Here is an 18,198-nt window from a genome sequence, read left to right on the forward strand (position 1 = left end):
GGGGCTACATTCACGTGTAGCAAGCTGCGTCGAGAGATAGGCCGTTCCATGACCGAGAGTGGTCCCGCCTTCGAGGACCTCACCGCGCGCGCCCGCATCCGCGACGCCGCCATCAGGCTGTTCACCGAGCAAGGCGCCGAGAAGACGTCGATCCTCGACATCGCCCAGGCCGCGGGCGTTTCCGGCGGGTTGATCAGGCACCACTTCGGCTCGAAGGACGGGCTGCGCAAGGCCTGCGACACCCACGTCTTCGCCGAGCTGATGCGGTTCAAGGAGGAGGCGCTGGAGAAGGGCCACGCGAACCCGGGGTTCATCCCGACGTTCGACGCCCGTCAGCTGCTCTACCGCCGTTACGTGGGCCGCGGCATGATCGACGGCTCCGACGCGGCCGCCGAGCAGTTCCGCGAGATCGTCGACGGTACCGAGCAGTACTTCGTCGACTCCGGGCTCGACGTGCCCGATCCGCGGGCGGCCGCGGCCGCGCTCACCGCCATGACCGGCGGGCTGATGATCCTGCAGGACCACATCGCGCGGGCGCTCGGCGAGGAGCCCGGCACCCCCGAGGCGATGCTCCGCATGATGGCCGCCGCCGGGCACATCTTCACCCATCCGCTCGCCACCCCCGAACTGCTCGAGAAGGCCCGCGAAGCGCTGGCCAAGAACTCCCGGAAGGAATGACCATGGCCGAAGCGATCACCGCCGCCGGCCTCACCAAGGCGTTCGGCGCGGCGAAGGCCCTCGACGGGCTCGACCTGACCGTCCACACCGGCGAGGTGCACGGGTTCCTCGGACCCAACGGCGCCGGCAAGACCACCACGATCCGCGTGCTGCTGGGGCTGATGCGGGCCGACGGCGGCCGGGCCACCCTGCTCGGCGGCGACCCCTGGCGCGACGCCACCGAGCTGCACCGGCGCCTCGCGTACGTGCCGGGCGACGTCACGCTCTGGCCCAACCTCACCGGCGGCGAGGTCATCGACCTGCTGGGCCGGCTGCGCGGCGGGCTCGACGCCGGGCGCCGGGACGCGCTCGTCGAGCGCTTCGACCTCGACCCGCGCAAGAAGGGCCGGACGTACTCCAAGGGCAACCGGCAGAAGGTCGCGCTGGTCGCCGCGCTGGCGTCCGACGTCGAGCTGCTGGTGCTCGACGAGCCGACGTCCGGGCTCGACCCGCTCATGGAAGAGGTCTTCCGCCAGGTGATCGAGGAAGAGCGCGACCGCGGCGACCGGACCGTGCTGCTGTCCTCGCACATCCTCTCGGAGGTCGAGGCGCTGTGCGACCGCGTCACGATCATCCGCGCCGGCCGGACCGTCGAGTCCGGCACGCTCGACGAGCTGCGGCACCTGGGCCGGATCACCATCGACGCCTCGCTCGTGCGCGTCCCGCCGGAGCTGGCTTCGCTGCCCGGGATCCACGACCTGAGCACCTACGGCTCGCACGTCCACCTGTCGGTCGACCAGTCCGCTTTGGACGGTGTGATGCGGCACCTGGCCGACGCCGGGCTGCGCAACCTGGTGAGCCGCCCGCCGACGCTCGAGGAGCTGTTCCTGCGCCACTACCAGCACGACGAGCCGGTCGGAGCGGCGCGATGACCGGCACCTGGTCGCTGCTGCGGCTGGTGCTGCGCCGCGACCGGTTCCTGATGCCGCTGTGGATCGTCGTGCTGACGGTCGCGCCGCTGGGCTACCTGTCGTCGATCGAGGCCGCGTACCCGGACGCCGCGGCGCGGCAGCACTTCTACGACCTGAACGTCGGCAGCGCGACGTTCGCCGTCCGCAACGGCCCGTTGTACGGCCCTTCAGCCGGGGAGTTGCTGGCCTGGCAGTGCGGGTTCATCCCGGTCGTCGTCGGGCTGATCGCGCTGCTCACCGTCGTCCGGCACACCCGGACCGAAGAGGAAGCGGGACGCCGGGAGCTGACCGGCGCGACCGTCGTCGGCCGGCACGCCGGGCTCGTCGCCGCCGTGCTCGCCGCCTGCGGCGCGGGCCTGGTCTACGGCCTGCTGGTCGCGCTCGGCCTGTCCGCGCAGGGCGTGCCGGTGGCCGGAGCGTTGGCGCTGGGGCTCGGCTTCACCATGACGGGCTGGGTCTTCGCCGCCGTCGGCGCGGTCGTCGCGCAGCTCACCTGGGGCGCGAGCGGCGCCCGGGGCATCGGGATCGGCGTGCTGGTGCTGGCGTTCCTGCTGCGTGCCGCCGGGGACAGCAGCGAGACGACCGGCGGCTCGGCGGGCTGGCTCGCGTGGCTGTCGCCGATCGGCTGGGCGCACCGGCTGCGCCCGTTCGCGGGGGAGCGGTGGTGGGTGCTGCTGCTGGGCCTGGTCTCCACGGGCCTGCTGGTGGTCGCCGCGGCCGGGCTGTCGGCCCGCCGGGACCTCGGCGCGGCGCTGCTGCCCGCGCGGCTCGGGCGTCCCGCGGCGAAGGCGTCGTTGCGCTCGCCACTGGCACTGGCCTGGCGGCTGCAACGCGGGACGCTGCTGGTCTGGACCGTGTGCCTCGCGCTGGTCGGGCTGCTGATGGGCGGCGTCGCGCAGAACGTCTCGGACATGGTGCGGGACAACAAAGCCGTCGCCGACGTCTTCGCGCGGCTCGGCGGCGGGGGCGCGGTGATGGACGCCTACCTGGCCGGGACGATGACGTTGTTCGGCCTCGCGGCGGCGGGCTACGCGGTGCAGGCGACGCTGAAGCTGCGCGCCGAGGAAGCGGCCGGCCGGGCGGAACCGGTGCTGGCCACGGCCGTCGGCCGGCTCGGCTGGGCGGCGGCGCACCTGGTGTTCGCGCTGCTGGGGCCGGCGTTCGTGCTGGCGGTGACGGGGCTGGCGACCGGGCTGGCCTCCGGCGACGGCGCGCGGCTGATCCCCGCGGCCCTGGCGCAGCTGCCCGCGGTGTGGGTCCTGGCCGGGCTCGCGGCGGCGTTGACCGGCTTCCTGCCGCGCTTCGCGGCGGCGGCGTGGGGGCTGCTGGGCGCGTTCCTGCTGCTGTCGCTGGTCGGCTCGGCGTTGCGGTGGAACGACGTCGTGCTCGGCATCTCACCGTTCCAGCACCTGCCACGGCTGCCCGGCGGCACCTTCTCGGTGACCCCGCTGCTCTGGCTGGTGCTGATCGCCGCCGCGGCGGGCACCGCCGGCCTGGCCGCACTGCGCCGCCGCGACATGCCGGTGGGCTGAACGCCGTGAATGCCACATTGAGAGACACTAGGTCCCTCGATGTGGCATTCACGGACTTCGGCGGCAACCGAGGGAGTCGAACCCTGCGCGGCTTGTGAAGGCGGCGCCCATGGACCGGCCCTGACCCTTCGGCGGGCGACGGCTGCCATCTCTTTCAACGGTAGCTAATACCCAGAAATTTCCCATCTCACGCTGTGCTTCACCCGGACGTGACCCGCCTGGCAAGGTAGGGCCATGGACGATCTTCTGCTGCGCCGCGTGCGCCCGGGACTCGGCGGCGAGCTCGCGGACGTGCGCGTGACCGACGGCCGCGTCGCCTCGATCACCGAGCCCGGGTCGGCCGGTTTCGCGGCCCGGATCGTCGACGGCCACGGCGGCACGCTGCTGCCGGGACTGGTCGACGCGCACGTCCACGTCGTGCAGTGGGCCACGTCCCGCCGCCGCATCCCGCTGGAAGCCGCGCGGTCGGCGGGGGAGACGGTCGAGCTGCTGCTGGCGCACCTGCTGGCGACGCCGTCGCAGCCGGCGGAACTGGTCGTGGGCGCGGGCTTCCGCGACGCGCTCTGGCCGGACAAGCCGCACAAGGAGCTGCTGCAGCGCGCGCTGCCCGGGCGCGCGGTGGCGTTGTTCAGCGCGGACCTGCACACGCTGTGGCTGAGCCCGGCGGCGCTGAAGCTGATCGGGCGCGAGCACCCGACGGGCGTGCTGCTGGAGAACGACTGCATGAGCGCGACGGCCGAGCTGCCCACGGCCGCCGTCGACGTCCAGGACCAGTGGGTGGCCGAAGCCGTGCGCGCGGCGGCCGCGCGCGGGGTGACGCAGATCGTCGACTACGAGTACGCCGACACCGTCACGGACTGGCTGCGCCGGCTGGAACGCGGCACCCCGGCGGCGCGGGTCTCCTGCGTCATCGCCCGGTACCTGCTGGACCAGGCCATCGAACGCGGCCACCGCACGGACGACGTCCTCCCGGGCTCCGGCGGGCTCCTCACGGTCGGCCCGTTCAAGCTCTTCGTCGACGGCTCGCTCAACACCCGCACGGCCTACTGCCACGACCCGTACCCGGGCGGGGATTCGCTGGGGCTGCTGGAACTCCCGCCGGCCGAGCTGGTGCCGCTGATGCGCCGCGCGTCCGATCACGGCTTGCTCCCGGCGGTCCACGCGATCGGCGACCAGGCCAACAAGATCGCCCTGGACGCGTTCGAGGAGGTCGGCTGCCCGGGCCGGATCGAGCACGCCCAGCTGCTCTCGCCCGCGGACGTCCCGCGGTTCGCGGCCCTCGGCGTCGTCGCGGCGGTCCAGCCGGCCCACCAGCCGGACGACCGCGACGTCGCGGATCGCCACTGGACCGGCCGGACGGCGCGCGCGTTCCCCTACCGCTCCCTGCTGGAAACGGGCGCCCGCCTGGAACTGGGCTCCGACGCGCCGGTCGCGCCGCTGGACCCGTGGGACGGCATCGCGTCGGCGATCTCCCGCACCGACGACGACCGCCCGCCGTGGCACCCGGAGCAGTCGATCCCGTTCGCCGACGCGCTGGCGGCGGCCTCGGGCGGCCGCCGCGGCGTCGCGGTGGGCGACGTCGCGGACCTGATGGTGACGGCGGCGGACCCGGCTTCCCTGTCACCGCAGGACCTTCGCCGCCTCCCGGTGACGGCGACGATCCTGGGCGGCCACGTCACGCACCAGTCCTGACGCGTGATGTGCAACCCATGGGTTGCGTAGTGAGTGGCTGTTGTGCAACTATTGAGTTGCACATCAACCGCTTCGAAAGGTGCCCGGCCATGGACACGACCGCGCTGCGCAGTGCTTACGAGAAGTTGTTCGAAGCGGCGGCGACGCCGGGCCTCGGGGCCGCCGCCGACGGCGGCTGGAACGCCGACCAGGTCCTCGCCCACGTCCTCAGTGTCGACGCCGCCGTCGCCGCGGTCGCGATGGGCGTGGTCGCGGGCTCGCGGCCCGCGTTCGATAACCGCGTCGCCCTCGACCCCGCGCACCTCGGCCGGATCATCGCCGGGTACGCCGGCCGGGCCGAGCTCACCCGCCACGTCCGGAGTCAGGCCGCCATCCTCTGCGACATCGCCGATTCCCTCGACGAGCAGGCGGCTTCGGTGCAGGTGCCGGCGTTCCTCGTGTCCGGCGACACGCTCGTGCTGGACCAGCCGATCCCGCTGGCGGCGCTCATCGACGGTCTCGCCGAGGACCACGTCCCGGTCCACACCCGGCAGATCCTCGCGCTGCGGTCGTAGTCCCTTGTGGACGGTCGTTCAGCCTGCGGCGAGGACGGCCTTGGCGATCTCGCCGGGGTGGATGCCGGGCACGGCGACCGGCGGCACGCCGAGGCGTCCGGCGAACGTTGCGCCGGGGTGCGGCAGCGCTGCGTAGCAGACGATCCCGGCGAGCCGGCCGGTCAGCCGCCCGGCCGCGCCGGTGATCGGGTAGCCGGCCCAGCTGCGCCCGACCAGTACCACGTCGGTCAGGTCGCGGGACTCGGTCAGCCGCACGAGGTGGCCGGCGGCGTCGGCCAGGCGGTGGCCGCGGAGGTCGTCACCGTCGCCGCCGCCGGCCAAGTCATCGTGCACGGCGGCGTCCGGGTGATCACCCAGCAGGCGCTGTCCGGTCCGCCCGAGCGGGACGTGAAGGTCGCCCGCGAACTGGCCGCCAACCAGTGGTTCGGAGCGCTCCGCCGCCGCGGGTGAGCCTTCGCATATCCGGCGAAACCTCGCTCGTGGGTCTTGACCTGTCCGGTGGACAACGTCAAGGATTCACCCACAGTCTGACAACGTTGTCACAGGAGGAACCGGATGAGAGCGCGCAAGCGCGTCCTGGCCGTCACGCTCGCCGGCGTGACCGCCGTCGCCCTCGCGACCCCCGCGCAGGCGGCACCACACGGGCCGAAGTTCGCCGACGACCCGACCACCCTCGTCGACACCTCGATCGGCAACAACGGTGACGGCACCACCTTCCCGGGCGCGACGACGCCGTTCGGCATGGTCCAGCTCAGCCCGGACACCCAGCTCAAGAAGTACGCGTCCTACGACTACGCGCAGGACACCACCCTCGGCTTCAGCCACACCCACCTCTCGGGCGTCGGCTGCCAGACCATGGGCAACTTCCGCTTCATGCCGACCACCGGCGCCGTCACCAGCAGCGACCCCGCGCAGTACGGCGCGAAGTTCAGCCACGCCAACGAAACCCGGCAGCCGGGCTACTACGGCGTCAAGCTCGACAACGGCATCGACGCCGAGCTGTCCGCGACCCAGCGCACCGGCCAGCACCGCTACACCTACCCGGCCGGGGCCACCAGCGAGAACGTCCTCATCGAGGTCGGCGAGAGCAACGGCTACACCTACGCCGGTGACGTCCACGTCGTCGGCGACGACACCGTCGAAGGCTGGCTGCAGGGCGGCAACTTCTGCTGGGAGACGCAGAAAGAGCGCTACAAGGTCTTCTTCAGCGCCAAGTTCGACCGCAAGTTCACCGGTTTCGGGACCTGGACCGACAACAAGCTCACGCCGAACCAGCGCGACGCAAGCCTCGGCAGCCAGCGCGCCGGCGCGTGGCTGAGCTTCGGCGCGGACAAGAACCAGGTCGGCGCGTCCGTTGGCGTCTCCTACACCTCGGTCGACGGCGCCCGGCTGAACCGGAAGACCGAGCAGCCCAAGTCGTTCGACAAGGCGCGCAAGACCGCGCACGACACGTGGGCGGACGAGCTGAACCGGATGCGCGTCGCCGGCGGGACCCTCGCCGACCAGCGCACCTACTACAGCGCGCTCTACCGGTCGCTGCTGCACCCGTCCGTCGGGTCCGATGTGGACGGTTCCTACCGCGGCTTCGACGACGCCGTGCACCGCGGCCGGGACACCTACTACCAGATGTTCTCGCTGTGGGACACCTACCGCTCGCAGAACCAGCTCGTCGCGCTGCTGCACCCGGACAAGGCCGCGGACATGACCAAGTCCGTCCTCAAGATCTACCAGGACGGCGGCTGGGTGCCGCGCTGGGCGCTGGCCGGCGGCGAGACGAACGTGATGAGCGGCGACCCGGTGACGCCGTGGGTGGTCGACAACTACCGCCGCGGCCTCCTCGACGACCGCACCGCGCGGCAGCTGTTCGACGCGTTGTGGCGCAACGCCACCGAAGTCCCGGCGGACCAGTCGATCTTCCGCGGCCGCGACGGCAACCCGAACTACGTCGAGAACGGCTGGATCGGCTACCAGGACGTCCCCGGTTACACCTTCGGCGACACCCGCCAGGCCGGCTCCGCGACGCTCGAGTACGCCCTCGCCGACTGCGCACTGTCCACAATGGCGTCCGGGCTGGGCTACCGCGACAAGGCCAAGACGCTGTCCGCGCGCTGCGGCAACTTCTCGAAGCTCTGGGACACCAGCGTCGAGTCCCACGGCTTCACCGGCTTCCCGCGCACCCGCGCGGCGGACGGCACCGGCGTCGGCGACCCCGACCCGGCCCAGTCGACCGGGTTCCACGAGGGCACGCCGTGGCAGTACCAGTGGCTCGCCCAGCAGGACACCGCGAAGCTGTTCGGCCTGATGGGCGGCGCGGGGCAGGCCGAGAAGCGGCTCGACACGTTCTTCGACACGCCGCTGCTGCTCACCGACCCGGCGAAGGCCGCCAAGGACTCCTGGGTCCACGGCGCGTACGACTACCACAACAACTTCGCCTTCAACCCCAACAACGAACCCGACCTGCACGCGCCCTGGATGTACAGCTGGACGGGCGCGCCGTGGAAGACGTCGGCCGTCCTGCGCGCGGCGCGGACGCTCTTCACCGACACGCCGTACGGCATGCCGGGCAACGACGACCTCGGCACCATCTCGTCGTGGCTGGTCTTCGGCATGACGGGCGTCTTCGAGGCCCAGCCCGGTTCCGGGACGTACCTGCTCAGCACGCCGATGTTCGAGAAGGTCGAGATCCACCCGGAACACGGCCGCAAGCTGGAGATCGAGGCGCCCGGCGCGAGCGCGTCGAAACTCCAGTACACAACGGACGTCCACATCGGACACCGCGGCTACGACCGCAGCTGGATCTCGCACGAGGACCTGCTCCGCGCGGGCACGATCCGCTTCACCCTGAGCGACACGCCGACGGCGTGGGGCACGAAGTCCGCCCCGCCCGCGATGTGATCCAAAAGCCGTGAAGGCCTCCTTACCGGCTCTTATAGCCGGTAAGGAGGCCTTCACGGCTTTCAGGCGCGGCGCAGGGAGGGGAGCATCGCGGCGACGCCGAGTGCGGCCACGATCAGCGGGACCACCAGGGCGGCCTGCAGGCCGCTCAGGAGGTCGGCGCCGGTGGTGCTCACCGCCGACACCACGCCCAGCGCCACCGCCGGCCCGACCTGGAACGACGTGTTCACCAGCCCGCCCGCCAAGCCCTGGTCCGCGGCCGGGACGCTGTCGGCCGCGGCCATCGTCAGCGGGCCGTAGGTGAGCGTGAAGGCCAGCCCGACCAGCAGGAACGCGGGCAGCATCAGCGTCACGTACCCGCTGGTGGCGTCGAGGAACCGCAGGAGCGCGTACGCCGCCACCGACGAGGTGAGCCCGGCCAGCGCGACGCGCCCCGAGCCGAACCGGCCGACCAGCGGCGCGGCGATCCGCGGCGCGAGCAGCGCCACGACCAGGCCGCTCGGTGCCACCGCGAGCCCGGTCTCCAGCGCCGACCAGCCGCGGAAATCCTGCAGGTAGAGCGTGACGATGAACAGCGCGCTCACCCAGCCGCCCAGCAGCGACAGCGCCCCGACGGTGGCCCGCACCAGCGCGCCCGACCGCAGCACGCCCAGCCGGACCAGGGGCGCCGAAACCCGCCGTTCGATCACGGCGAACGCGGCCAGCAGCACCACGACCGCCGCCAGCGAACCGAGCGTGCGCACCGACGCCCAGCCCGCGTTCGGCGCCTCGACCAGCGTGAACACCAGGAGCAGCATCGCCGCCGTGATGGTCGCGGAGCCGGCGACGTCGAAGCCGCCGGTCCGGGCAGGACGCGGTGTGCGCGGCACCACGGCCAGCGCGCCGGCCAGGGTCGCGAGCGCGACGACCACCGGCGCGTGGAACACCCACCGCCAGCTGACCTCGGTGAGCAGCCCGCCCGCGACGAGCCCGAGCGAGAAGCCGGCCGCGCCGGTCGCGCTGTAGATCGAGAGCGCCTTGTTGCGGACCGGGCCCTCGGTGAAGCTCGTCGTGATGATCGAGAAGCCGGCCGGGGCGCTGAACGCGGCGCTCACACCGGTGACGAACCGCGCGGCGATGAGGAGCGGGCCGTCGGTGGCGAAGCCGCCGAGCGCGGTCGCGACGGCGAACACCACCAGCGAGCCGATCAGCATCCGCCGGCGCCCGAGCAGGTCGGCGGCGCGCCCGCCGAGCAGCAGGAAACCGCCGAAGCCGAGGACGTAACCGCTGACCACCCACTGCAGCGAGGCGGTGGTCAAACCGAGCTCGGCGCCGATCGACGGCAGCGCGACGCCCTTCATCGAGACGTCGAGCGCGTCGAGGAACATCGCGCCGCAGAGGACGAGGAGCAGGCCGCGGGCGCGGGGCGTCATGCGGTCGTGGACCGCGGCCGGAGACGTGGAGACGGTCAAGGGAACCCCCAAGTGAGATGGACCGATCGGTCCGGGACCGAACGGTCCGAATCATGACGGCGCCGCGGACACGGTGTCAACCAGGGATTCCACGATGTGGACCATTCGGTCCGGTACGATGGGGCGCATGCCGCGCAAGCCCACGCCGGACGCCCGAGAGCGCATCCTCGAAACCGCCACCCGGCTGTTCAACCAGCAGGGGGTGCACGCGGTCGGGATGCAACAGATCATCGACGAGTGCAGCTGCGGCAAGAACCTGCTCTACAGCCAGTTCGCGAGCAAGGACGAGCTGGTCGTGGCCTACCTGCGGCGCTGCAGCGGGGACTGGGAGCACATCGTCGCGGACGCGAAAGCGGCCGCCGACGGCCCGGAGGGCCAGCTGGTCGAGCTGGTGCGCGAGGTCGGGGTCCGCGTCAACGTCCCGGGCACGCGCGGCTGCCCGCTGCGCAACACCTTCGCCGAGTTCCCCGAGCGCGAGCACCCGGCGCACCAGGTGTCGCTGGACCACTTCGTGCGGGTCCGGACGCAGCTGCGGGAGCTGGCCCGCTCGACGCCGGCGGCCGAGCCGGACCGCCTGGCCGACCGGGTCATGTTCATCATCGACGGCTTGTACACGAACGGCCCGATCTTCGGCGAAGAGGGAATGAAGACGGCGGTCGCGTTCGCGGAAGACGTGGTGCGCTCGGAAACGGCCGGCTGATCGGGCGGCTGATCGAGTGGCACCGGACGGACCGGACCGGCCGGACAGCTCGGCACGAAAGGCGTGAAAACCGCCCCCACGTGCGCGGATCCACCGTTCGTGCTGAGGTGGGGGCATGGCGGAAACCAAGCCGACGGCGACCGAGCGGTTCTTCCGGATCGCGATCGCGATCAAGGGCCTCGACGGCGCCCTGCAGGTCGTCGGGGCGCTGATCCTCGCGTTCATCCCGGCGTCGACCGTCAGCGGGTTCACCCACGCGGTGATCACCCGCGACCTGCTCGGCGACCCGTCGGGCACGCTCGCGCGGCACCTCGAATCGGCGACCGAGAACTTCCTGCACGGCGACACCAAGACGTTCGCCGTCGCCTACCTGCTGGCCCACGGCCTCATCAAGCTCGGCCTGGTCTGGGCGCTGGCGCGCAAGATCGTCCCCGCCTACCCGATCGCCGCGGTGATCCTCGCCGCGTTCGTCGTCTACGAGGTCTGGCGCGCGATCCACACCCACTCGATCGCGCTGCCGTTCTTCGCCGCCTTGGACGTCATCATCATCGTGTTGGTACTACGCGAATACCGGCAGCTGAAACGCGAACGAGCTAGCTAGGGTCACGCGGCAACGGGAAATCGCACCGTGGTGCTCTCGGCCTCCACTGCCTCGACGTAGAGCGCGGTCGCGTTGTCGGATCCGCCGTGGGCGATCGCGGCCTCGACGAGTTCCGCGGCCCCGTGCGCCGGATCCGCGAGGATGGCGCGGATCTCGGTCCCGGTGAGCGGTTTGTGGACGCCGTCACTGGTCAGCAGCAGCCCGCCGCCGGTCACCTCGGCCGTGCCGATCTCGTGCGGTTTCGTCGTGCGGACGCTGGTGGTGACCACGTGTTCCATCCGCGGCGTCACCGGCTGGCGGCGGGCGCGGAAGTACTCGGCGAGCGTGTGGTCGGTGGTCAGGCGGCGTAGCGCCGTCCCGTCCCAGGCGTACGCGCGGGCGTCGCCGACCCAGGCGATGCGGTAGCCGCCGGCGACCGGCACGGCGACGACGAGCACGGCGTCGCCGTAGCTGCGTTCCCGGACGGCCTGCTGTGCGGCGAGAACGGCCTCGACCGGTCCTTTGTGGACGGGTGTGCGCGCGGCGGCCGCGGCGGCGACGCGCGCGGCCTGGGCGGCGGCCGGGTCGTCCCCGACGCCGTCGGCGAGGGCGAAGACGATGCCGGGCGCGCCGGCCGCGGCGTAGGCACCGACGGCGTCGGCGTTGTGCGAACGGGGGCCCTGCGCACTCGCGGTGTGCCAGCGCGGGTAGCCCGGACGGGTGGTGATCATCGCGGCCTCCTCATCCCTCATCCCTCATCCCTCATCCTCTGACCTCCATGATCCGCGCCGTTCCTGTGGGCGGTCTGAGACTTTCCTGTGCCCGCGGTGTCAGTCCCGGTACGGTGGGAACGGGGTGGGGGGATGGAGTTCCGGATTCTGGGCCCGCTGGCGGTGTGCCGCGCCGACGGCCGCCCGGCCGTGCTCGGCGGGCGCAAGCCGCGGACGCTGCTGGCGGCGTTGCTGCTGGCCCGCGGCCGGGTGGTGCCCGACGAGCGGCTGATTTCCCTGGTGTGGGACGGCGTCCGGCCCTCGACGGTCGACGCGCAGCTGTGCACGTACGCGTCCCGGCTGCGGCGGGCGTTACCGGCCCGGCTCGTCCGCACGGGTGGCGGTTACCTGCTGGAGCCGAGCGGCACGCTCGACGCGCAGGAGTTCGAACGGCTCGCGTCGGCCGGTGCGGCGGCGTTCCGGGCGGGCTCGGCTTCCCGTGCGGCCGGGTTGTTCCGCGCCGCGCTGGACCTGTGGCGCGGTCCGGTCCTCGCCGACGTCGCCGAACCGCTTCGCGCGGGCTCGGCGGCGCGGTTCGAGGAACTCCGGCTGGCCGCGCTGGAAGGCCGTATCGAAGCCGACATCGCGGTGGGCGACCACCTGCGAGCCGTTCCCGACGCGACGGGACTCGTCCTCGAACACCCGCTGCGCGAGCGCGCGCTCGCGCTGCTGATGGCCGCGCTGTGCGCGAGCGGGCGGTCGGCGGACGCGGTGGAGGTGTACCACCGGGGCCGGCGCGTCCTCGACGAGAAGCTGGGGATCACGCCGGGCCCGGCGTTGCGAGCGGCTTACGAGCGGGTGCTTCAGCCCAGTCCGGAGGGATAGGGCGAGGACTGGAAGTCACGGTCGAGCTGCGCGGGCTCCCGCGGCAGCCAGTAGCGGGCGAAGGCGCGGACCTGCCCCGCGGGCAGCCCGGGGTTGACGTGCCGGTGGTCGGGTTTCGCGACGGACTGCAAGGCCCAGGCGAAGCCGAGCACGGGATCGATGCGCGCCCACCGCTGACGGTCGATGCCGAGCAGCATCTGCGCGCGCTGGATCGCGTGCCAGAAGTGGTAGCTGGAGGGCGGGTTCCCGTCCATGGTGTGCACCTCGGACTCGACGGGTTCGCGTCGAGGATCGAAGAGAACCCCCTGCCCGAAGTCGACGAACGCTCTGACGAGGCCCGCTTCGTCCCCGCGGTAGAAGCGGTCGAAGTTCCCGAGCTGAAGCTTCGACAGCGTCCGCAGCGGCGCTTCGACGGGCTTGACGAACTCGAGGTAGTTCCGCGGGTACGTGGGCTCTTTGCTGAAGGCGAGCCACCTGCTGGCGATGCTTTCCTGGCCGAGGTACCCGAACAACGCGGTGTAGGCGGCACTGGTTTCCGGCGACGGGTGGTACAACGCGATTTCGTCGAGCTGGTACCAGACTTCGTTGGCCCGCCGATCACCCAGCATCCCGGGCACGGGCGGCAATACGTTCGTGTCTGCTTCCGCTGTCCCGCTCAGCAGGACGGACCCGGCCGTGGCGACGGCGGCCCCGGCGGTGATTTTGAGCAGGCTCCGGCGATCCATGTCTACCCCCTGTGGGCGACCCCCGCCGCCCTCGCCGCCACCGTACGGAGGGTTTCTATACTTTTTCTGTACGATCATTTTCGTGGATGACACCCGGGCGATCGAGAACCTGATCTACCGGTACGCGTCCCTGGTGGACGCGGGCGACTTCGCCGCCGTCGGCGAGCTGTTCGCATCGGGCGCGTTCGCCGGCAGCGGCGGCGTGGCGCGCGGCGCTCCGGAAGTCGCGGGAATGCTGCAGTCGACGGTGATCCGATACGACGACGGGACGCCACGCACGAAGCACGTGACAACGAACGTGTCGATCTCGGTCACCGGGGAGACGGCTGAGTCGCGGGCGTACTTCACGGTGTTGCAGGCGGTCCCGGGCTTCCCACTGCAAACGATCGCGGCGGGCAGTTACCGGGACACGTTCACCCGCTCCGCGGGCGAGTGGCAGTTCACGGAACGCCGGGCCACGGTCGACCTGGTCGGCGACGTCAGCCACCACCTGCGTACAAAGAGGTCGTGAGTGGTAATGCGGGTTAGAACCCTGATTACCACTCACGACCCCTAGGCCGCGCTCACTTCTGCAGGTCGTAGACCGTGGAGCCGTCCACTGTCGTGGCTGTGAAGTTCGCCGTCACCCACTCGGTGATTTCGCTCGATCCGCCGCCCGGGCCGCCGCCGCGGCCGCCGTCGATGAAGTACTTCACCTCGCCCGCCGCGACGTACGCCTTGAACTCGGCCAGTGTCGGGGCCGGGTCCGAGCCGCTCCAGCCGCCGATGCCGATGACCGCCTTGCCGCTCGCCAGTTCCAGCGATGCCGCGCTCTGCGAACCCGTCGCCGCCGCCGCCCACTCGGTCGTCGTCGACGCCAGCAGCTTGCCGACCGCGCTGGACGCCGAGTCTTCGCCGCCGCCGAAGCCGCCCATCGCGCTCGACGTCGGGCCGGACGTCGGGATCGATCCGCTGTGGGCCACCGACGCCGTCTCGACGCCGTAGGCGACGGTCGAGGCGCCCAGCGAAAGCACCACCGCCGCGGCCACCACCGCCACCACCCGGCGCACCGGTGGCACGCCCATCACCAGCACCGTGGCGGCCAGCACGCCGAGCACCGCGATGATCCAGCGCAGCGCCGGGAACCAGTCCGGCGTGCGGTCCAGCAGGATGAACGACCACACCGCCGTCGCCACGACCATGCCGGCCAGCACCGCCCGCGGCGCCAGGTTCACCCGGCCCTGCCACAGCGCGCGGCCCGAAATCGCGACCATCGCGGCGATCGCCGGCGCCAGCGCGACCGAGTAGTACGGGTGGACGATGCCGCTCATGTAGCTGAACACCAGCGCCGTCACGACCAGCCAGCCGCCCCACAGCACCAGCGCCAGGCGCGTCCGGTCGGTGCGCGGCGCGCGGCGGGTGAACCACAGGCCGGCGACCAGGCCGATCAACGCGGCCGGCAGCAGCCACGAGATCTCGACGCCGAAGCTGGCGCCGAACATCCGGAACAGCCCGGACGTCCCGCCGAAGCCGGTGTTGCCGCCCATACCACCGCCGCCGCCGGGGCCGCCGCCCTCGCCACCGCCGAAGATGCGGGACAAACCGTTGTAGCCCAAGGCGAGTTCGAGCAGACTGTCCCCTTCGGACCCGCCGATGTAGGGCCGGGACGCCGTCGGCCACAGGTCGACCAGCGCGATGAACCAGCCCGCCGAGACGACCAGCGCCACCACCGCGCCGCCCAGGTGCAGCAAGCGCTTGCCGAGCGACGTCGGCGCCGCGATCAGGTACACCAGGCCGAACGCCGGCAGCACCAGGAACGCCTGCATCATCTTGGTCAGGAAGCCGAACCCGATCGCCGCACCGGCCAGCGCGAGCCAGCCGGGCGACGCCTTTTCCGTGGCGCGCACGACGAAGTAGGCGCCCGCGACCATCAGCAGCACGAGCAGCGCGTCCGGGTTGTTGAACCGGAACATCAGCGCCGCTACCGGCGTCACCGCGAGCAACGCGCCCGCCATCAGCCCGGCGACCGGGCCGGACGTCCGCTTCACCGCCAGGTAGAGGAAGCCGACGGACGCGACGCCCATCAGCGCTTGCGGTGCCAGCACGGTGAAGCTGGAGAAGCCGAAGATCCGCGCGAACGCCGTCCCGACCCACAGTGCGGCCGGCGGCTTGTCGACGGTCAGGACGTTGCCGGAGTCGAGCGAGCCGAACAGCCACGCCTTCCAGCTCTGCGTCCCGGACTGCACGGCGGCGGCGTAGAACGAGTTGCCGAAGCCGGACGCGGTCAGGTTCCAGAAGTAGAGCACCGCGGTCGCGGCCAGCAGCCCGAACACCGACGGGCGGACCCAGCGCGGGGGTGCGGGCGCCGCGGAGTCCTTGCGGTGGCGCGGTTCCTGCGTCACGGGGTCGGACAGGACGGCGGTCATCAGTACTCCTTCTGGGTGGCGCCCTGGCGGCGCGGGTTGAACACCCAGCCGCGCAGGAGCAGGAACCGGAGGACCGTGGCGGCGAGGTTCGCCAGCACGAGCACGGTGATCTCCAGGACCAGGCCGGGGGTGGTGGAGCCGTGGAGCAGGGCGAGCGCGCCGCTGGTCAGCGCCAGGCCGAGGCCGAACACGATCAGCCCTTCGAACTGGTGACGTCCCGCGCCGCCGCGGCCCCGGATGCCGAACGTGAGCCGGCGGTTGAGCGCGGTGTTCGCGATCGCCGTCACCAGCAGCGCGGCGAAGTTCGCCGGCTGCGCGCCGACGGCCGAGCGCAGCAGCAGGAACAAGACGAGGTACGCGAGCGTGCTGCTGACGCCGATCGCGGCGAACCGCACGAGCTGCGTCACCAGCCGCGGCGGCACCCCGGGTGCCTCGACCCCGATCGGCTGCCGGCCGAGCTGCTCGCGCAGCCGGCTGATCGGGATCTCGCCGGTGAACGTCGCTTTCGTGACGCGGGCGATGCCCTTGAGGTCCGCGGTGGCCGTCTTGACGATGTTGACCGACGAGTCCGGGTCGTCGACCCAGTCGACGGGCACCTCGTGGATCCGCAGCCCGGCGCGTTGCGCGAGGACGAGCAGTTCGGTGTCGAAGAACCAGCCGGTGTCCTCGACGTGCGGCAGCAGTTCCCGGGCGACGTCGGCGCGGATGGCCTTGAACCCGCACTGCGCGTCGCTGAACTTCGCGGCGAGCGTCGAGCGGAGGATCAGGTTGTAACACCGGGAAATGAACTCGCGCTTCGGCCCCCGCACGACGCGCGCGCCCCGGGCGAGCCTGCTGCCGATGGCGAGATCGGAGTGCCCGGACAGCAGCGGCGCGACGAGCGGCGCCAGCGCGGCCAGGTCGGTCGAGAGATCGACGTCCATGTAGGCGAGGACAGCGGCGTCCGAGGCCCGCCAGACGGCGTTGAGCGCGCGGCCGCGGCCCTTCTCGTCCAGGTGGTGGACCTCGACCTCGGGGAACTCCCGGGCCAGCCGCTCCGCGACCGGCAGCGTCGCGTCGGTGCTCGCGTTGTCGGCGACGGTGATCCGGTACGGGTAGGAGACGTGTTCGGCCAGGTGCGCGTGCAGCCGGCGGATGCACGGTTCGAGGTCGGCCTCTTCGTTGTGGACCGGGATGACGACGTCGAGAACCGGCTGCGGGCCGGCCAGGTCGACCGGGACGGTCCCGGGCCGTGAAGCGGAGGCGGTGGCTGTCATGACGACTACGGTCGTGGGTCCCGCTTTGGTGACCGTGTGATCGCCCTGTGCGGTTGCTGTGCGCCGCCCCCGGACGGGTGGACGCCGGGGGCGGCGCGGCTCAGCTGTGCACCCGCAGCGGGACGATCTCCTGCGGGTTGCCGCGTTGCGCGGGCACCCACCGCGGCGGCGCCGTGCAGACGGCCACCGTCACCAGGCTCGCGAACCGCGGATGGCGGTCGACATAGACCTCCGTCGCGAAGCACGCCGAAGCGATCAGCGCGCGAGCGTCGCGGATCTGCCGGAACTCCAGGCCGGCCGGGCAGAACACGGTGACGAGGATTTCGCCGTCCCGTTCCCGCGTCCACAGGATCGCCGGCCGGCGGCCGTCCAGGGTGCAGACGCGGGCCCTGGCGAACGTCGCCCGGAGGCGGTGCTGCACGACGATCGCGCGCAGCCGGCCCCGCAGGTAGCGGCGGCCGGCGCGCCAGTAGAAGACCCAGTGGAACGCGCCGGCCAGGGCCACCGCGAACCAGAGCGGGCCGAGCCACTGGAAGAGCACCACGAGCGAGTAGGGCAGCAAGGTGACCGCCGCGACCTCGTAGCGCCAGTGGTAGGCCCACAGGAACGGGTTGGGCCGTTTCACCGGGGTGAGCTGCCGGGCCAGCTCGGTGACGTGCTCGGGAGTGTGCTTGCGGGTCATGACCGTGCTCCTCTCCAGCCGTCGGCGACCGGGACCGCGGTCTCGGGTGCCGAGCGAATGACTCCGGTACCGGCGCAGGCCGGGCAGGCGGCGCCGTCGGTGGGGCTGAGCCCGTGGCCGCCGCAGGATCGGCAGGCGCTGACGGTGTCCCAGCGGGGATCGCGGTAGGTGCGGGTCCGGCCGTTCGCGGCGCGGTGCACCTGCCAGCCGCGGGCCTCGGCCCGGGCGTCCTCGTCGGCGGCGAAGAGCCATTCGCCGAGGACAGCGAGTACTCGATCGAACCGGCCACGCCGGCGGGACGTAGGTAGGTTGTGGTCTTCCATCGGGACACCCCCAAACTGCGCGCGAACTTCGGAGGGCAAGCCCGGCCGGCTCGGCGTAGGGGTTGCCCGCGGGCGGCTCGGGGAGGCCGCCGGACACTTTCCGCAGTGCCTCAGGTGCGCGGGGTCGCGACCGATCCGCGGCCGGGAGGGCCGCGAGCTGCGGATACAACCCGTTCGGGC

General features: G+C 72.0%; 18 protein-coding genes. 10 read left to right on the plus strand and 8 right to left on the minus strand.

Going from position 1 to position 18,198, the window contains the following annotated elements; all coding sequences use genetic code 11:
* The first annotated feature begins 48 nt into the window (after positions 1 to 48).
* From OHS58_RS00740 to OHS58_RS00760, 5 genes are all read left to right on the plus strand, one after another.
* A complete protein-coding gene (locus OHS58_RS00740; protein ID WP_328646803.1) occupies positions 49 to 678 on the plus strand; it encodes a TetR/AcrR family transcriptional regulator in 630 nt (209 codons plus the stop codon).
* 2 nt (positions 679 to 680) lie between these two features.
* Positions 681 to 1,589, plus strand: coding sequence for an ABC transporter ATP-binding protein (locus OHS58_RS00745; RefSeq protein WP_247055349.1), 909 nt, complete (start codon positions 681 to 683; stop codon positions 1,587 to 1,589).
* The gene (locus OHS58_RS00750; protein ID WP_328646804.1) at positions 1,586 to 3,160 is read left to right on the plus strand and encodes an ABC transporter permease; all 1,575 of its coding nucleotides are present in this window, start codon (positions 1,586 to 1,588) and stop codon (positions 3,158 to 3,160) included. Before OHS58_RS00745 ends, OHS58_RS00750 begins: the two co-directional genes overlap by 4 nt.
* Positions 3,161 to 3,394: 234 nt before the next feature.
* On the plus strand, positions 3,395 to 4,852 hold the full coding sequence (locus OHS58_RS00755) for an amidohydrolase (protein ID WP_328646805.1): 1,458 nt from the start codon (positions 3,395 to 3,397) through the stop codon (positions 4,850 to 4,852).
* A gap of 89 nt (positions 4,853 to 4,941) precedes the next feature.
* Complete coding sequence (locus OHS58_RS00760; protein WP_328646806.1) at positions 4,942 to 5,406, plus strand: hypothetical protein; 465 nt, start codon at positions 4,942 to 4,944, stop codon at positions 5,404 to 5,406.
* A gap of 18 nt (positions 5,407 to 5,424) precedes the next feature.
* On the opposite strand, the gene OHS58_RS00765 is transcribed toward OHS58_RS00760, so the two are convergent.
* Positions 5,425 to 5,739, minus strand: a complete 315-nt coding sequence (locus OHS58_RS00765) for a hypothetical protein (RefSeq protein ID WP_328646807.1) — start codon at positions 5,737 to 5,739, stop codon at positions 5,425 to 5,427.
* Between the two features lie 222 nt (positions 5,740 to 5,961).
* Here OHS58_RS00765 and OHS58_RS00770 point away from each other — a divergent pair, with 222 nt between their 5' ends.
* Positions 5,962 to 8,301 (plus strand): GH92 family glycosyl hydrolase, encoded by a 2,340-nt coding sequence (locus tag OHS58_RS00770; RefSeq protein WP_328646808.1) that lies wholly within the window; start codon positions 5,962 to 5,964, stop codon positions 8,299 to 8,301.
* A gap of 62 nt (positions 8,302 to 8,363) precedes the next feature.
* Here OHS58_RS00770 and OHS58_RS00775 read toward each other — a convergent pair whose 3' ends face one another.
* Positions 8,364 to 9,752, minus strand: a complete 1,389-nt coding sequence (locus OHS58_RS00775; RefSeq protein ID WP_328646809.1) for an MFS transporter — start codon at positions 9,750 to 9,752, stop codon at positions 8,364 to 8,366.
* A 127-nt stretch (positions 9,753 to 9,879) separates the two neighbouring features.
* Here OHS58_RS00775 and OHS58_RS00780 point away from each other — a divergent pair, with 127 nt between their 5' ends.
* Together OHS58_RS00780 and OHS58_RS00785 are read left to right on the plus strand one after the other, a co-directional pair.
* Complete coding sequence (locus tag OHS58_RS00780; protein WP_328646810.1) at positions 9,880 to 10,452, plus strand: TetR/AcrR family transcriptional regulator; 573 nt, start codon at positions 9,880 to 9,882, stop codon at positions 10,450 to 10,452.
* 115 nt (positions 10,453 to 10,567) lie between these two features.
* A complete protein-coding gene (locus OHS58_RS00785) occupies positions 10,568 to 11,053 on the plus strand; it encodes a DUF2127 domain-containing protein (protein ID WP_247055338.1) in 486 nt (161 codons plus the stop codon).
* 2 nt (positions 11,054 to 11,055) lie between these two features.
* On the opposite strand, the gene OHS58_RS00790 is transcribed toward OHS58_RS00785, so the two are convergent.
* Positions 11,056 to 11,763, minus strand: coding sequence for a PP2C family protein-serine/threonine phosphatase (locus OHS58_RS00790; protein WP_328646811.1), 708 nt, complete (start codon positions 11,761 to 11,763; stop codon positions 11,056 to 11,058).
* A 132-nt stretch (positions 11,764 to 11,895) separates the two neighbouring features.
* On the opposite strand from OHS58_RS00790, the gene OHS58_RS00795 reads away from it, so the two are divergent.
* On the plus strand, positions 11,896 to 12,627 hold the full coding sequence (locus tag OHS58_RS00795) for an AfsR/SARP family transcriptional regulator (RefSeq protein WP_326959347.1): 732 nt from the start codon (positions 11,896 to 11,898) through the stop codon (positions 12,625 to 12,627).
* Here OHS58_RS00795 and OHS58_RS00800 read toward each other — a convergent pair.
* The gene (locus tag OHS58_RS00800) at positions 12,606 to 13,352 is read right to left on the minus strand and encodes a hypothetical protein (protein ID WP_328646812.1); all 747 of its coding nucleotides are present in this window, start codon (positions 13,350 to 13,352) and stop codon (positions 12,606 to 12,608) included. The two genes, OHS58_RS00795 and OHS58_RS00800, sit on opposite strands and share 22 nt — an antisense overlap.
* Positions 13,353 to 13,434: 82 nt before the next feature.
* Between OHS58_RS00800 and OHS58_RS00805 the strand changes: the two genes are divergently transcribed.
* Positions 13,435 to 13,863 (plus strand): nuclear transport factor 2 family protein, encoded by a 429-nt coding sequence (locus OHS58_RS00805; RefSeq protein ID WP_328646813.1) that lies wholly within the window; start codon positions 13,435 to 13,437, stop codon positions 13,861 to 13,863.
* Between the two features lie 52 nt (positions 13,864 to 13,915).
* On the opposite strand, the gene OHS58_RS00810 is transcribed toward OHS58_RS00805, so the two are convergent.
* From OHS58_RS00810 to OHS58_RS00825, 4 genes are all read right to left on the minus strand, one after another.
* The gene (locus tag OHS58_RS00810; protein WP_328646814.1) at positions 13,916 to 15,757 is read right to left on the minus strand and encodes an ArnT family glycosyltransferase; all 1,842 of its coding nucleotides are present in this window, start codon (positions 15,755 to 15,757) and stop codon (positions 13,916 to 13,918) included.
* The gene (locus tag OHS58_RS00815; RefSeq protein ID WP_328646815.1) at positions 15,757 to 17,013 is read right to left on the minus strand and encodes a bifunctional glycosyltransferase family 2/GtrA family protein; all 1,257 of its coding nucleotides are present in this window, start codon (positions 17,011 to 17,013) and stop codon (positions 15,757 to 15,759) included. Before OHS58_RS00815 ends, OHS58_RS00810 begins: the two co-directional genes overlap by 1 nt.
* 100 nt (positions 17,014 to 17,113) lie before the next feature.
* Complete coding sequence (locus OHS58_RS00820) at positions 17,114 to 17,695, minus strand: hypothetical protein (protein ID WP_328646816.1); 582 nt, start codon at positions 17,693 to 17,695, stop codon at positions 17,114 to 17,116.
* Positions 17,692 to 18,018: a hypothetical protein gene (locus tag OHS58_RS00825; RefSeq protein ID WP_247055321.1), complete on the minus strand. Its 327-nt coding sequence runs from the start codon at positions 18,016 to 18,018 to the stop codon at positions 17,692 to 17,694. Before OHS58_RS00825 ends, OHS58_RS00820 begins: the two co-directional genes overlap by 4 nt.
* Positions 18,019 to 18,198 lie beyond the last annotated feature (180 nt).

The organism is Amycolatopsis sp. NBC_00348 (assembly GCF_036114655.1).
Lineage (GTDB): Bacteria > Actinomycetota > Actinomycetes > Mycobacteriales > Pseudonocardiaceae > Amycolatopsis.

What these genes read in the sequence shown, in the direction of transcription:
- OHS58_RS00745 (WP_247055349.1), top strand. Translation starts at nt 681, where the DNA reads ATGGCCGAAGCGATCACCGCCGCCGGCCTCACCAAGGCGTTCGGCGCG.
- OHS58_RS00800 (WP_328646812.1), bottom strand. Translation starts at nt 13,352, where the DNA reads ATGGATCGCCGGAGCCTGCTCAAAATCACCGCCGGGGCCGCCGTCGCC.
- OHS58_RS00815 (WP_328646815.1), bottom strand. Translation starts at nt 17,013, where the DNA reads ATGACAGCCACCGCCTCCGCTTCACGGCCCGGGACCGTCCCGGTCGAC.
- OHS58_RS00770 (WP_328646808.1), top strand. Translation starts at nt 5,962, where the DNA reads ATGAGAGCGCGCAAGCGCGTCCTGGCCGTCACGCTCGCCGGCGTGACC.
- OHS58_RS00795 (WP_326959347.1), top strand. Translation starts at nt 11,896, where the DNA reads ATGGAGTTCCGGATTCTGGGCCCGCTGGCGGTGTGCCGCGCCGACGGC.
- OHS58_RS00810 (WP_328646814.1), bottom strand. Translation starts at nt 15,757, where the DNA reads ATGACCGCCGTCCTGTCCGACCCCGTGACGCAGGAACCGCGCCACCGC.
- OHS58_RS00755 (WP_328646805.1), top strand. Translation starts at nt 3,395, where the DNA reads ATGGACGATCTTCTGCTGCGCCGCGTGCGCCCGGGACTCGGCGGCGAG.
- OHS58_RS00790 (WP_328646811.1), bottom strand. Translation starts at nt 11,763, where the DNA reads ATGATCACCACCCGTCCGGGCTACCCGCGCTGGCACACCGCGAGTGCG.
- OHS58_RS00750 (WP_328646804.1), top strand. Translation starts at nt 1,586, where the DNA reads ATGACCGGCACCTGGTCGCTGCTGCGGCTGGTGCTGCGCCGCGACCGG.
- OHS58_RS00825 (WP_247055321.1), bottom strand. Translation starts at nt 18,018, where the DNA reads ATGGAAGACCACAACCTACCTACGTCCCGCCGGCGTGGCCGGTTCGAT.
- OHS58_RS00780 (WP_328646810.1), top strand. Translation starts at nt 9,880, where the DNA reads ATGCCGCGCAAGCCCACGCCGGACGCCCGAGAGCGCATCCTCGAAACC.
- OHS58_RS00785 (WP_247055338.1), top strand. Translation starts at nt 10,568, where the DNA reads ATGGCGGAAACCAAGCCGACGGCGACCGAGCGGTTCTTCCGGATCGCG.
- OHS58_RS00740 (WP_328646803.1), top strand. Translation starts at nt 49, where the DNA reads ATGACCGAGAGTGGTCCCGCCTTCGAGGACCTCACCGCGCGCGCCCGC.
- OHS58_RS00760 (WP_328646806.1), top strand. Translation starts at nt 4,942, where the DNA reads ATGGACACGACCGCGCTGCGCAGTGCTTACGAGAAGTTGTTCGAAGCG.
- OHS58_RS00820 (WP_328646816.1), bottom strand. Translation starts at nt 17,695, where the DNA reads ATGACCCGCAAGCACACTCCCGAGCACGTCACCGAGCTGGCCCGGCAG.